At 73.1% G+C, this 13,198-nt stretch carries 12 protein-coding genes; 5 read left to right on the top strand and 7 right to left on the bottom strand.

Annotation, left to right across the window (positions count from 1 at the left end; translation table 11 throughout):
• Window positions 1–169: 169 nt before the first annotated feature.
• Window positions 170–952, top strand: coding sequence for a polyprenol monophosphomannose synthase (locus tag OG627_RS30015; RefSeq protein ID WP_329073092.1), 783 nt, complete (start codon window positions 170–172; stop codon window positions 950–952).
• A gap of 46 nt (window positions 953–998) precedes the next feature.
• The gene (gene fxsA / locus OG627_RS30020; RefSeq protein ID WP_329070398.1) at window positions 999–1,601 is read left to right on the top strand and encodes an FxsA family membrane protein; all 603 of its coding nucleotides are present in this window, start codon (window positions 999–1,001) and stop codon (window positions 1,599–1,601) included.
• Window positions 1,602–1,730: 129 nt separating this feature from the next.
• On the opposite strand, the gene OG627_RS30025 is transcribed toward fxsA, so the two are convergent.
• The 4 genes from OG627_RS30025 to yczE form a co-directional block, all read right to left on the bottom strand.
• Entirely contained in the window at window positions 1,731–2,105 is a 375-nt protein-coding gene (locus OG627_RS30025) for an RNA polymerase-binding protein RbpA (protein WP_114627560.1), read from the bottom strand.
• Between the two features lie 264 nt (window positions 2,106–2,369).
• Window positions 2,370–3,716 carry an MFS transporter gene (locus OG627_RS30030; protein ID WP_329070401.1) on the bottom strand — a complete coding sequence of 449 codons (1,347 nt, stop codon included), beginning with the start codon at window positions 3,714–3,716 and terminating at the stop codon, window positions 2,370–2,372.
• 37 nt (window positions 3,717–3,753) lie between these two features.
• Window positions 3,754–4,533, bottom strand: coding sequence for a glycerophosphodiester phosphodiesterase family protein (locus tag OG627_RS30035; RefSeq protein ID WP_329070403.1), 780 nt, complete (start codon window positions 4,531–4,533; stop codon window positions 3,754–3,756).
• Window positions 4,530–5,234, bottom strand: a complete 705-nt coding sequence (gene yczE, locus OG627_RS30040) for a membrane protein YczE (RefSeq protein ID WP_443073563.1) — start codon at window positions 5,232–5,234, stop codon at window positions 4,530–4,532. Before yczE ends, OG627_RS30035 begins: the two co-directional genes overlap by 4 nt.
• Before the next feature lie 64 nt (window positions 5,235–5,298).
• On the opposite strand from yczE, the gene OG627_RS30045 reads away from it, so the two are divergent.
• Entirely contained in the window at window positions 5,299–6,798 is a 1,500-nt protein-coding gene (locus OG627_RS30045) for an SCO1417 family MocR-like transcription factor (RefSeq protein ID WP_329070406.1), read from the top strand.
• Window positions 6,799–6,816: 18 nt separating this feature from the next.
• Here OG627_RS30045 and OG627_RS30050 read toward each other — a convergent pair whose 3' ends face one another.
• Entirely contained in the window at window positions 6,817–8,454 is a 1,638-nt protein-coding gene (locus OG627_RS30050; protein ID WP_329070408.1) for a hypothetical protein, read from the bottom strand.
• 47 nt (window positions 8,455–8,501) lie between these two features.
• Window positions 8,502–8,696, bottom strand: a complete 195-nt coding sequence (locus OG627_RS30055; protein WP_114627688.1) for a hypothetical protein — start codon at window positions 8,694–8,696, stop codon at window positions 8,502–8,504.
• Between the two features lie 275 nt (window positions 8,697–8,971).
• On the opposite strand from OG627_RS30055, the gene OG627_RS30060 reads away from it, so the two are divergent.
• Together OG627_RS30060 and OG627_RS30065 are read left to right on the top strand one after the other, a co-directional pair.
• Window positions 8,972–9,364: an ankyrin repeat domain-containing protein gene (locus tag OG627_RS30060; protein WP_329070413.1), complete on the top strand. Its 393-nt coding sequence runs from the start codon at window positions 8,972–8,974 to the stop codon at window positions 9,362–9,364.
• 265 nt (window positions 9,365–9,629) lie between these two features.
• On the top strand, window positions 9,630–11,048 hold the full coding sequence (locus OG627_RS30065; RefSeq protein ID WP_329070415.1) for a HEAT repeat domain-containing protein: 1,419 nt from the start codon (window positions 9,630–9,632) through the stop codon (window positions 11,046–11,048).
• Between the two features lie 115 nt (window positions 11,049–11,163).
• Here OG627_RS30065 and OG627_RS30070 read toward each other — a convergent pair whose 3' ends face one another.
• On the bottom strand, window positions 11,164–12,573 hold the full coding sequence (locus OG627_RS30070) for an FAD-binding oxidoreductase (protein WP_329070417.1): 1,410 nt from the start codon (window positions 12,571–12,573) through the stop codon (window positions 11,164–11,166).
• Between the last annotated feature and the right edge of the window lie 625 nt (window positions 12,574–13,198).

A 13,198-nucleotide genomic window follows, 5' to 3' on the forward strand; every position in this document is an offset into this window, starting at 1 on the left:
CCGGTCCGCGCGGTATCCGGTTGCGCCCGTGATCGCCCGAGATGCCCCCTCGGCGGACCCTCCCGGGGCCCGACACCCTTTCGCCGAGGTGGTCTGCGGACCCGGCGTGCTCGCTAAGCTGGGTGATCTGCGTACGGCTCTGCGTACGGCGATCCACATAGGGGCAGCAGTGAACGACGGTGACCAGAGGCGGTACGGCCCGCTCGGTACGGCCTTGGTGATCATCCCGACCTACAACGAGGCCGAGAACATCGCGTCGATCGTCTCCCGGGTGCGTGCGGCGGTGCCCGCCGCCGACATCCTCGTCGCCGACGACAACAGCCCCGACGGCACCGGCAAGATCGCCGATGAGCTGGCCGCAGCGGACAGCCAGGTCAAGGTCCTGCACCGCAAGGGCAAGGAAGGGCTCGGCGCCGCCTATCTGGCGGGGTTCCGCTGGGGCATCGAGCGCGACTACGGCGTACTCGTGGAGATGGACGCCGACGGTTCGCACCAGCCCGAGGAGCTGCCCCGGCTGCTGACCGCGCTCAAGGGCGCCGATCTGGTCCTCGGCTCGCGCTGGGTGCCAGGCGGCCGGGTCGTCAACTGGCCCACCGCCCGCAAGATGATCTCGCGCGGCGGCAGCTCCTACTCCCGGGTCCTGCTCGGGGTGCCGATCCGCGACGTCACCGGCGGCTACCGCGCCTTCCGCCGGGAGACCCTGGAGGCGCTCGGCCTCGACGCCGTCTCCTCCCAGGGCTACTGCTTCCAGGTCGATCTGGCCCGGCGCGCGGTCGAGGCGGGCTGCCATGTGGTCGAGGTGCCCATCACCTTCGTCGAACGCGAGCTGGGCGACTCCAAGATGAGCAAGGACATCCTGGTCGAGGCGCTCTGGCGGGTCACCGCGTGGGGCGTCGAGTCCCGCGCCAACCGTCTTCTCGGCCGGAAGCCCACACCGCCGTCCCGGTCCTGATCACCCGCTTACGCCGTCCGCACCGGCGCCCAGGCACACTGGGAGTATGACGACCGCGCAGCCGCACAGCCCCCGTCCGAAGCGCTCCCGCGCCCGCACTCTGATTCCGCTGTCCATCGCCGCCTGGCTGGTGCTGGAGATCTGGCTGCTGACCGTGGTGGCCGACACCATCGGCGGCTTCGGTCTCCTGCTGCTGATCGCGGGCTCGATCGTGCTCGGCGCCGTGGTGATCAAGAGCGCCGGGCGCCGCGCCTTCCGGAATCTGACCGAGACCATTCAGCGCCAGCAGCGTCAGCAGCAGCCCGGCGCGACCCCCGAGGTCGAGGGCGCGAGCGGGACCACCGGCAACGGGTTCCTGATGCTCGGCGGGCTGCTGATCATGGTGCCGGGGATGATCACCGACCTGCTGGGCCTGCTGCTGCTCATCCCGTTCGTACGGATGGCGCTCGGCCGGTACGCGGAACGGTCGCTGGAGCGCCGGGTGCGGGCGGCCTCGGTGCCCGGCGGGCTGGGGGACGCCTACCAGCAGGCCAGGATGCACCGGCCCGACGGCAAGGTGGTCCAGGGCGAGGTCATCAAGAACGACGAGCGGCCGGAGGACTCGGGACGCCCCGAGGACCAGGGCCCGCGTCCGCCGCTGACCCCCTGAGCCGGCCCCTTCAGCGCGCCGGCCCCTTGGGCGCGCGCCACAGAGCCGCGGGCCGCCCCACTCACTGAGTGGGGCGGCCCGCGGCTCTGTACGTAATTTTGGGTGTGGTCGTGCGGTGTGCGTACGCGGTCAGGCGGACTTGCGGCTGTCCCGCGGATGCACGGCGATGTTCATGGCACCGGAGCGCAGGACTGCCAGCCTCTCGGCCAGCACCTCCTCCAACTCCTCGCGGGTGCGCCGCTCCATGAGCATGTCCCAGTGCGTACGTGCGGGCTTGCCCTTCTTCTCTTCGGGGCCATCCCCGTCCACCAGGAGTGCCAGGGCGCCGCACGCCTTGCACTCCCACTCCGGCGGAATCTCCGCCTCTACCGAGAACGGCATCTCAAATCGATGGCCGTTCTGGCATGCGTACTCCACCGCCTGGCGCGGGGCCAGATCGATGCCGCGGTCCGTCTCGTAGCTGGTAACCACAAGTCGCGTGCCGCGGAGAGCTCGCTCACTCATGAATCGTGCCTCCCGGGCTTGTCGCCCACAGGACAGGTGTCGCTGTCGTCGTCATCCGGTCAACGTCCGGTCGGCGGTAAAGATTCCCGTTGTGGGTCTGCGTCGCCCGTCGTGCCGTTGCTTTTTCAAGGATTGCGTACCCGCCAGCGCCCGGTTTGTCACATCTAACAGGAGATGTCACCCAGCGATTTCGTCTGTCGAGTACGCAGTAACGGTCCGCCTGGCAGGCCAACCGCGTACACTACCGCCCTTTGAGTTCAACGTCTAAATACGCTCCGGTACGGGGTTTCCCGCGGCCGCGATCGCCCGCCCGATCGGGACCCTTGCCAGCAGGCCGAACCCTAGCGCGAAGAAGACCACGAGGGAGATGATCGCCTCCCGGTAACTGCCCGTGAGCTGAAACGCGACCCCGAACACCAGCGGTCCCAGCCAGCTCAGCCCCCGGTCGCTCATCTCGTACGCGGAGAAGTACTCGGCCTCCTTGCCGCTCGGCACCAGATGCGAGAAGAGGGAGCGCGACAGGGCCTGGCTGCCGCCCAGCACCAGACCGATCGCCGCGGCCAGCGCGTAGAACGCCACCGGCGCGCCGGCGGGCAGGAAGTACCCCGCGACGAGGATGAGCGTCCACACGGCGAGTGAGCCCAGGATCGTCCGCTTGGCCCCGTACGACCTGGCCATCCGTCCCATGCCGAGTGCGCCGACGACCGCCAGCACCTGCACCAGCAGTACGGCGGTGATCAGTGTCGTCTGGTCGAGGCCCAGCTCCTCGGAGCCGTAGATCGACGCCTGGGAGATCACCGTCTGGATGCCGTCGTTGTAGATCAGATAGGCGAGCAGGAAGGACAGCGTCAGCGGATGGCGGCGCATGTCCCGCAGCGTGGCCATCAGCTGCCGCCAGCCCGTACCCACGGCCCCCTCGCCCGAGCGCGCCACCCGGCGGTCGCGCAGCCTGCGCAGCGGTACGACCGTGAAGGCGCCCCACCAGACGCCGGCCGTGGCCAGACAGATCCGCACCGCCGTCGACTCGGAGACCCCGAACGACTCGTGGCCGGTGTAGAGCGCCAGATCGAGCAGCAGGACCAGCGCGCCCGAGGTGTAGCCGAAGGCCCAGCCCCGGGACGAGACGGCGTCGCGCTCGTCGGGAGCGGCGATCTGCGGCAGATAGGCGTTGTAGAGCACCATCGAGACCGCCAGGGAGGCGTTCGCCACGATCAGCAGCAGCGCCCCCAGCAGATAGCGGTCGCCGTCCAGGAAGAACATGCCGGCCGTGGCGCTCGCGCCCAGATACGCGGCGCCCGCCAGCAGCGGCTTCTTGCGCCCCGTGCGGTCCGCCGCCGCGCCCGCCAGCGGCATCGCCAGAATGGCGACGACGAGGGAGAGGGAGACCGTGTACGCGAAGACGGAGCCCGCCCGGACGGGGATGCCCAGCGGATGCACATAGCCGTCGGCGTCCGCCGCCGCCTTCGCCACCGAGGTCAGATACGGGCCCAGGAACACCGTGAGCACGCTCGTCGAATAGACGGAGCACGCGAAGTCGTAGAAGTACCAGCCGCGCTGCTCGCGCCTGCGGTCCGCCGCCCCGGCGGCCACGTCGACTGTGTCGGCGGTCATCCGCGCGTCCTCTCCCCCGTACGGACCCGCCGCCCGGTCAGTGCCATGCGCCCCGAGCGGTCAACACGGTGCGCAGCGTCTCCAGTTGATCAGTCATGATGCCATCCACGCCGAGATCGAGGAGCGCCTCCATCCGGTTCGCCTCGTTGACCGTCCAGACATGGACCTTCAGGCCGCGCGCGTGCGCCGTCCGCACGAAGCGCTCGTCCACCACCGGGATGCCGCTCCGCGCCTCGGGGACCTGCGCGCACACCGCGCCGGCGCGGACCGGCGCGGGGATCCCGTACGAGCGCAGCCGCAGCCCCAGCACCCCCCGCACGCCGTACGAGGTGGCGAGCCGGGGGCCGGCGAGGCGCGCCGCCCGCGCCACCCTGGCCTCGGAGAAGGAGCCGGCGCACACCCGGTCCCAGCTGTTCGTCCGGCGGATCAGCTCGACCAGCGGGACCAGCGCGGGCGCCGCCTTGATGTCCACGTTCCAGCGGGCCTCGGGGAACTCTTCGAGCAGCTCCTCGAAGAGCGGCAGCGGCTCGCGCCCCGCCACCTCGGCCCGGCGCACCTCGGCCCACGGGAGATCCCCGATCCGGCCCCGGGCGTCGGTGACCCGGTCCAGCGTGGAGTCGTGGAAGGCGACCAGCCGGCCGTCCTTCGTGGCGTGCACATCGGTCTCGAAGTGGCGGTAGCCGAGAGCGGCGGCCCGGCGGAACGCGGCGGCGGTGTTCTCCAGGCCGTCGAGCGCGCCGCCGCGATGGGCGAACGCGATCGGGCCCGGCCGCTCGGCGCCGGGCCGGTCGAGATAGGGGTGGTGTGGTCGGGTCACCGCCGCAGTATGGCCTGATCCGGTGACGTCCGGGCAACGGCCGCGCTGCCGTCGTCCGCCCCGGGGACGGCGAACACGCGCAGGAAGAGCTGCGCGAGCGGGCCGATGGCCAGCGCGTACGCCACCGTGCCGATGCCCACCGAACCGCCGAGCGCGAAGCCGGTGGCGACGACGGCCACCTCGATCGCCGTACGGACCAGCCGCACCGAGCGGCCGGTCAGCCGGTGCAGCCCGGTCATCAGACCGTCGCGCGGGCCGGGGCCGAAGCGGGCCGAGATGTACAGACCGGTCGCCAGACCGTTGAGCACGATTCCGGCGACCAGCAGCGCGATCCGGGCGGGCAGCCCGTGCGCCTCGGGGACCAGGGCGAGCGTCCCGTCGATCGCCAGCCCCACGGCGAAGACGTTGGAGACCGTGCCGAGCCCCGGCCGCTGCCTGATCGGTATCCAGAGCAGCAGCACGGCCGCCCCCACCACGATCGCGACGACCCCCATGGAGAGCCCGGTCAGCTCGGCCAGCCCCTGGTGCAGCACGCCCCACGGCTCCAGACCGAGGCCGCCGCGCACCAGCAGCGCGGAACTCGCGCCGTACAGGGCGAGACCGGCGTAGAGCTGCCCGAGCCGACGGGGGAGATGCGGGGTCCGGAGGCCGGAGGTGATGGACACGATGCCGCCCCTTGGTGCGATGGTGGACTGGTACATGCCACTCTGTGGCTGGCCGGACCAGGCCAACCAGGGCCAATTCGGGGAAGGTGGACTGATTTCCATGGCGCACTGGACCTCGGCTGTCGGGGCGGCGCAGCTCGCCCGGCAGCTCCACGCCCAGCAGCCCCGGCCCGCCGGCCCCGGCACCCGCCGCCCGCCCGCCTACCGGGCCCTCGCCGACGGCATCCGGCTGCTCGTCCTGGAGGGCCGGGTCCCGGTCGCCGCCCGGCTGCCCGCGGAGCGCGAGCTGGCCGTGTCGCTGTCGATGAGCCGTACCACCGTGGCCGCCGCCTACGAGACGCTGCGCTCCGAAGGCTTCCTGGAGTCCCGCAGGGGCGCCGGGAGCTGGACCGCCGTCCCCGCGGGCAACCCCCTGCCCGCGCGCGGTCTCGAACCGCTGCCGCCCGAATCGCTGGGCTCCATGATCGACCTCGGCACGGCCGCCCTGCCGGCCCCCGAACCCTGGCTCACCCGGGGCGTCCAGGGCGCCCTGGAGGAGCTGGCGCCGTACGCGCACACCCACGGCGACTACCCGGCGGGGCTGCCCGCGCTGCGCCGGATGCTCGCCGACCGCTACACCGAGCGCGGTATCCCGACCATGCCGGAACAGATCATGGTCACCACCGGCGCGATGGGCGCGATGGACGCGATCTGCCATCTCTTCGCGGGCCGGGGGGAGCGCATCGCGGTCGAGTCCCCGTCGTACGCCAACATCCTCCAGCTGATGCGGGAGGCGGGCGCCCGGCTGGTGCCCGTCGCCATGGCGGAGGGGCTGTCCGGCTGGGACCTGGCGCGCTGGCGCCAGGTGCTGCGCGACGCCGCGCCCCGGCTCGCCTACGTCGTCGCCGACTTCCACAATCCGACCGGCGCGCTGGCCGACGAGGACCAGCGGCGGCAGCTGGTCGACGCGGCCCGCTCGGCCGGCACCGTACTGGTCGTCGACGAGACCATGTCCGAGCTGTGTCTCGACCCGGACATCGAGATGCCCAGACGCGTCTGCGCCTTCGACCCGGCGGGCAGCACGGTCCTCACCGTCGGCTCGGCGAGCAAGGCGTTCTGGGCGGGGATGCGGATCGGCTGGGTGCGCGCCGCTCCCGATGTGATCCGCTCCCTCGTCGCCGCCCGCGCCTACGCCGACCTCGGCACCCCGGTGCTCGAACAGCTCGCCGTCAACTGGCTGCTGCGCACCGGCGGCTGGGAGGAGGCCGTCGCGCTGCGCCGGGCCCAGGCGCGGGAGAACCGCGACGCGCTGGTCGCCGCCGTACGCGCGGAGCTGCCCGACTGGGAGTTCGACGTACCGGGCGGCGGGCTGACCCTGTGGGTGCGCACCGGCGGGCTGTCCGGTTCGCGGCTGGCCGAGGTGGGGGAGCGGGTCGGGGTACGGGTGCCGTCGGGGCCGCGCTTCGGGGTCGACGGCGCGTTCGAGGGGTACGTACGGCTGCCGTTCACGGTCGGCGGGCCGGTCGCGGTCGAGGCGGCGGCCCGGCTGGCGGCGGCGGCGCGTCTGGTGGAGAGCGGGGCGAGCACGGGCACGGACACGCCGCGCACCTTCGTCGCGTGAGAGCGCGGGCCCGCCGGGTCAGCCCTCGGCCGGTGCGCCCGCGTGCGCCTGCTCCACCACCCGCTCCGTGACCCGCTCCTCGTCGGTGGCCCCGCCGGTCCCGCCGGGCCCGGGAGTCCCCGCGGGCGGTGTGGTCCGGGGCGGCAGGAGGCCCAGGACCGCCCGGCGGTGCGTCTCGCTCGTCGCGTCGTCGTACGGGTCCGGGGTCGCCGGGACCTGGAGTCTGAGCACCGGGCCCCGGCCCAGCCGCGCGTACCCCCGGCCTGGCGGCACCTCCGGGGTCGGCGTGGTGTGCGGCGGCGCCCCCAGCACCTCTTCCACCTGCGCGGGCGAGGCCGGTCCGAGGACCACCCGGGCGCGGGTGTGCGACCGTACGGCCTCGTCGATCATGTCCAGGCTGTCGAGCTGGTCGGCCACCACGACCGTCACCCGCACCGCCCCGCCGTGGCGCAGCGGCATCCGCAGAAGCTCCTGCGGATCGGGCCGCCCCTCGGCCGCGGCGAGATGGCCGAAGACGCTCGGCCGGTCCAGCAGGATCCACAGCGGACGCCGGGTGTCGGCGGGCGCGGGACGGCCCGACTGCCGGGCCCGACTGGCGGCGATCAGCCGCCGCTCCGTCTCGTTGGCGGCCCATTCGAGGCCCGCGAGCGCGCCCGAGAGCCCGCTCTCCACGGCCAGGACGCCCGTCCGTCCGTCGAGACAGGCGAACTCGCCGGTGCCGCTGCCCTCCACGATCAGCACGTCGCCGTCCTGGAGGGCCTGGAGCGCGAGACAGCGCAGCAGGCTCGTGGCGCCGCTGCCCGGCTGGCCCGCGACCATCAGGTGGGGCTCCGTCGAGCGCGGTCCGGTCCGCCAGAGCACCGGCGGCGCGTCCACGCTCTCCTCGCCGGCCAGCACCGGCACGGTGCGCCGCACCGCGCCGTCGTCCGTGAAGCCCAGCACGCTCTCACCGGGACCGGTGACGAAGCGCTGGGCGGCGATGGCGGTGGGGAGCGGGGAGAGCACCGTCATCACGAGCTGATTGGCCTCTTCGTCCCAGTCGAAGAGATATTCGCGGCCACGCCCGGACTTGGCGTGCAGCAGATGCTCGATCCGGGCGCGGGCGTCGGGCTCGCCGTCCGGGAAGTACGGGGGGTACGTCAGCCGGAGCCGGGTGAGCCTTCCGTCGCCGTCGAACGCGGGCTCGTCGAGGGCCCCGCTCCACTCGCCGCCGTGGGCGAAGAGCGGATTCGGGTCCTCCGGCACGGAGAAGTACGGCACGAGCGCCTCGTAGAGGGACTGGAGGCGCCGCGCCTCCGCTTCGTCGGGCCCGGTCCTGACGGGTGTGCGGTCGCGCCCCTGCCAGCCGGCCACGCCCATGACCGCGATCACGGCCAGCAGCGGCCCGTACGGCATGAGCGCCACCACCAGGACGACGGCCGCGACCAGGAACAGCGCGGGACCGCGCCGGTCCTTGGGCGTGGCGGCCCACCTGCGCCGGCCGGCCGCGGCCAGCATCCGCAGACCACGGGCGATCGTGATCAGCGGATGGAGGACATCGGTGGCGCTGTCGGCGGCCGTGCGCGCCATGTCGCGGCCGCGGGCGATCCGGGCGCTGCCGCGAGCGATCTGGGCGCTGCCGCCGGTCAGAATGCGGGGGAGTGGTCGCCGGGCCACGTCTGTCTCCTGGTGCGGGTGGGAGGGGGAGGGGACGGGACGGGGCGTCAGAACTTGATGCCGCCCAGGAGGCCGGCGAGGCTGGCGCCGCCGGCCGTGATGCTCGGGGCGATGGCGGTGCCCGCGAGATAGAAGCCGAAGAGGGCGCAGACGATGGCGTGCGACGCCTTGAGCCCGTCCTTCCGGAAGAAGAGGAAGACGATGATTCCGAGCAGTACGACGCCTGACATGGACAGAATCATGAGAATTCTCCTGGTTGCGGGGACAGTCACCATGAGTTCTTCCAGGATCACCGAAAGTATCTATGCGACAAAAGGTGCAAATGAGTGAAATATCAGCTATTTCACTGCACTGGCCCACATCGGGGTCCCGCTCGGGTGGCGGACCGGGCGAACTGCCTGTTCGGTGCGCGGGCAGTACGCTTTCGGTTCACTCGTACGGCGTCAGGTTCCGCGCGCCGCGTGGGTGACACCGAGCAGGTCAACGGCGTGAGATGCGGCAGAAAGGCGGTCCACCGATGAGCGAGACCCCGGATCCCGAGGTCATCGAGCTGGCCACGAAGGTCTTCGACCTGGCCCGGCGCGGCGAGGCGGAGGCGCTCGCCGCCTATGTGGACGCGGGCGTCCCCGCGAACCTCACCAACGACAGGGGCGACTCCCTGCTCATGCTCGCCGCCTACCACGGCCACGCTCCGGCGGTGGAGGCGCTGATCGCCCGCGGCGCCGACGCGGGACGGGCCAACGACCGGGGCCAGACCCCACTCGCCGGTGCCGTCTTCAAGGGCGAGGACGCGGTGATCCGCGCACTGCTCGCCGGGGGCGCCGATCCAACCGGAGGAAACCCTTCCGCGGTGGATACCGCGCGGATGTTTGGGAAGACGGACCTCCTGGAGCTGTTCGGAGCCCGGTGAGACAGACGCCGTAAATGTGGTCGCGGTGGCGAAATCGCTCGGTCATCATGACGTCGGGCCCCCAATGGGCCACCGACGAGAGGCAGGGAAGATGGTCTGCGTTCAGCACACGACGACGGTCGGCCGAACATGTCGCCGCGCGGGCTGGTAGCGCAACGGTGCGCCGTTGCGCCACGGGGCCCCAGGGACCAGGCACGGTCCGGGGCCGGCGGGCTTCGAATCACACTCCCCGGTTGCGTCGACAGCTTGATGTGAGGCTTTCTCCATGTTCGATCCAGTCATAGCGCCGAGCGGCACGCTGCTCGGTCTGTTGCAGCGAGGCCGCGGCGACGGCACGCTGCACGCGCTCGCCGCGCCCCGGGCGGAGGCGCTCGCCGCCCTCGACCACTGCGTCCTGAACGACCCCCGGCGCGACTGGCAGGTCGAGAACCGCTCGCTGTACTACGCCCGGCTCTACCTGGACATCCACGGCGGTCTCGACGCCGTGGAGCACCACCTCTTCCGGGCCGAGGACCACTTCGACACCGAGGAGTCGAGGACCGGGCTCTCGCTCGCCGTCCTGGGCCACCTCGCCTCGTACGGCAGGCACGACGCCCTGGAGATGCTCAGGCGCTACGCCGCGACCGGCACCAACTGGGCCTGGGCGCTGGACGAGCTGGCGCTGCGCGACGACGACACGGGACTGCGCTCGCTGGCCGAACCGATCCTCGCCCGCTTCCCGGCCGGCCCCGAGGGCGACGCCGAACTCGCCGTCGCCGTCCGGGACGCCTTCGAGCCCCGGCCCTGGCGGCTGTGGGCGGACGATCCGCGGGCCGCGGTCGGCGCCCGGATCAGGGCGGCCGGCGAACAGGGCTCGTTCGACCGATGGCAGCGCCAAATGCGACCGACCGGCCCACGCCCCGGCTGGAGCGTGCGCGCCGTCTTCGACTGGGCCCAGCAGGCGCTGGACCGGGGCACCGCGCTGCACGTGCCCGCCGCCCGCTGTCTCACCGCCGTCGCCGGACCCGACGACCGTGCCCTGATCGTCGAGGCCGCGCGCTCCGGCCAGGACGGGGCGCGCTGCGCCGCGCTCCACTATCTCGCCGAGATCCGCGACCCCGTCGTCCTCGGCCTGATCGAAGCGGCGGCCGCCGCCCAGAGCCGTACGGTCGCCGACGCGGCCGTCGCCGCCTTCGAGCGGATGACCGGCGAGGCCGCCGTCGACCGCGCCAGGGGCTGGGTGCACCGGCCCGACGCCCTCGGCGCGTCCGCCGCCGGCGTGCTCGCCGCCCGGGGCGCGGCCAAGGACACCCCGCTCGTGCTCGGCGCGCTGCGCGAGACCGTACGGGCCGAAGGCCCCGACGCCCAGCGGCTGTGGACGCTCGTGGACGGCGCGGGCCGCCTCGGCATCGTCTGCGCCGCCCCCGTGCTGCGCCACATCTACCGCGAGACCGCCTCCTCGCAGCTGCGGGGCCGCGCGGCGCGGGCACTCGCCGCCACCGACCCCTCGTACGCCACCGGATTCGCCGTCGAATGCCTGTGGGACTGCGAGGAGACCACCCGGGAGGTCGCCGCGCTGCACGCCGAGACCGGGGACGTACGGGTGGCGGAGCGGCTGCGCCGGCTCGCCGCCGACCCGGCCGAGGAGGACGAGGTGCAGACCGCCGTACGCAGCCGGATGGGCCCGGACGCCGCCGCGCTCTAGCTCTGTGGTCCGGCCCGAGTCCGCGCTCGGGCCGGGCAGGGCCCGGCGGCCCCGGGCTCGGCGTGGCTGCCCGTGACCGACCGGCCGTCTCCGAGGTCTGCGGCGGGATCCATGCTCAGGAATCCTCCCGCGTGTACGACACGACTTTGCCGGGGTTGAGGATGTGCCGCGGGTCGAGGGCGTCCTTGACCGCGCGGTTGAGGGCGAGGACGGCGGGACCCAGCTCGTCGCGCAGGCCGTCGCGCTTGAGCAGACCGACGCCGTGCTCGCCGGTGACGGTGCCGCCCAGGGCGAGGGCCTCGGCGATGATGTCGGTGAACGCGGCCTGGGCGCGGTCGCGGGCCGCGTCGTCACCGGGCGGGGTGATCAGCAGCGGGTGCAGGTTGCCGTCACCGGCGTGGGCGATGTTGGCGATGAGGGTGTCGTGCCGGGCGGCGATCGCGTCGATGCGCCCGAGCATCTCGGGGACGGCGCCCTTGGGCACACAGATGTCCTCCGTGAGGACCGGCCCCAGCCGCTCCAGCGCCGGGTAGGCGAGCCGCCGCGCCTCGAACAGGGCCTCCGCCTCGTGCTGGTCGGTGGAGCGGACCGCGTAGGTGGCGCCGGCCTCCTCGAAGCAGGCGAGCATCGTGTCCGCCTCCAGGTCACCGGCCGGACCGGGGGCGTCGGAGCGGCCCAGCAGGACCACCTCGGCCTCGGTCGACAGGCCCATGTGCTTCCACCGGTCGACGGCCGCGAGGCAGTGCCGGTCGATGAGTTCGAGCGCCGACGGGGTGACACCCGCCCCGGCCACCGCGGCGACGGCACGGCCCGCGTCCACGACGGACGCGAAGTGCCCGGCGACGGTGTGCTCGGGCGCGCGGCGCGGCCGCAGCCGGACGGTGACCTCGGTGATGACGCCGAGGGTGCCCTCGGAGCCGACGAGCAGGGAGGTCAGGTCGTACCCGGCGACCCCCTTGGCCGTCCTGCGGCCCACCCGCACCAGCTCGCCGGTGCCGGTGACGAACTGGAGGCCGAGGACGTAGTCGCGGGTCACGCCGTACTTGACGCAGCACAGTCCGCCCGCGTTGGTGGCGACGTTCCCGCCGATCGTCGACCAGCGGGCGCTGGCGGGATCGGGCGGGTACCACAGGCCGTGTTCGGCGCAGGCGGTGCGCAGGTCCTCGTTCACCACGCCGGGCTCGACGACGGCGAGCCGTTCGAGGGCGTTGATCTCGGTGATCGCCGTCATCGCCTCGGTGGACAGCACCACACAGCCGTCGACGGCGTTCGCCCCGCCGGACAGTCCGGTGCCGGCGCCCCGGGGAATCAGCGGGACGCCGTACCGCAGGCAGACCTGGACGACCTGCTGGACCTCCTCGGCGGTCCGTGGCCTGACCACGACGGCCGGCAGGCCGCAAGGGGCCCACTCCGCCTCGTCGTGGGCATAGCTCCGGGCCACGCCCGGGTCGGTGATGACGCGGCCGGAAGGCAGCCGCCGGTTCAGTTCGTCGGCCAGTTCCCGGGGCCACACCTCGTCGCGCATGTCAACGACACTACGGATGATCACCCTGCCCGCTCAAGGGACGGGATGCCTGCCATTGCCCCATTCCGACGACCGGCCGCAGGGACCGGACGGACCCGCCGCGGGCATCGCGGGCCCGGCCCGCGGCGGTACGGAGCCGGCCCGCTGTCTCGTCGAGGCGCGGCAGGCGCTGGACGCCCTCCAGGCGCCGGAGCGGCACGGGCAGGCATCGACGGCCGCGCGGGCTCGGTCCGTACCGGATCCCGCTCGACCACACGGGCCGGGCGGACCTGGAGGCCCGGTTCCGGCAACTCCTCGGTCCCGTACGGGCGGAGGAAGCCCGTCGCAAGGTACCGCTCCTCGACACGCCGCACGCCTGTCTCACCCACGGCGGCCGGGCCCGCGCGACGGCCGAGGCGCTCGCCGTACCCGTGAACACGCTCCACCAGCGGCTGTCGACGCCGGACGGCGTCCTCGGCGAGAGCCGGCGCTCCCCGGACCGCGCCCTGGAGTCGCAGGTGCTGCCGCGGCTGCGGCACGCCTCCGTGAAGAAGCGGCCGGGCGCCCCGACTTCGGGAAGTCCCGGCCCGCCACCCCGAGAAGTCACGGTCGGCCACGCGGATTCGGCCACGGCCGGTTCAGCACC

Source organism: Streptomyces sp. NBC_01429, from assembly GCF_036231945.1.
In the GTDB taxonomy this organism is placed as follows: Bacteria; Actinomycetota; Actinomycetes; order Streptomycetales; family Streptomycetaceae; genus Streptomyces.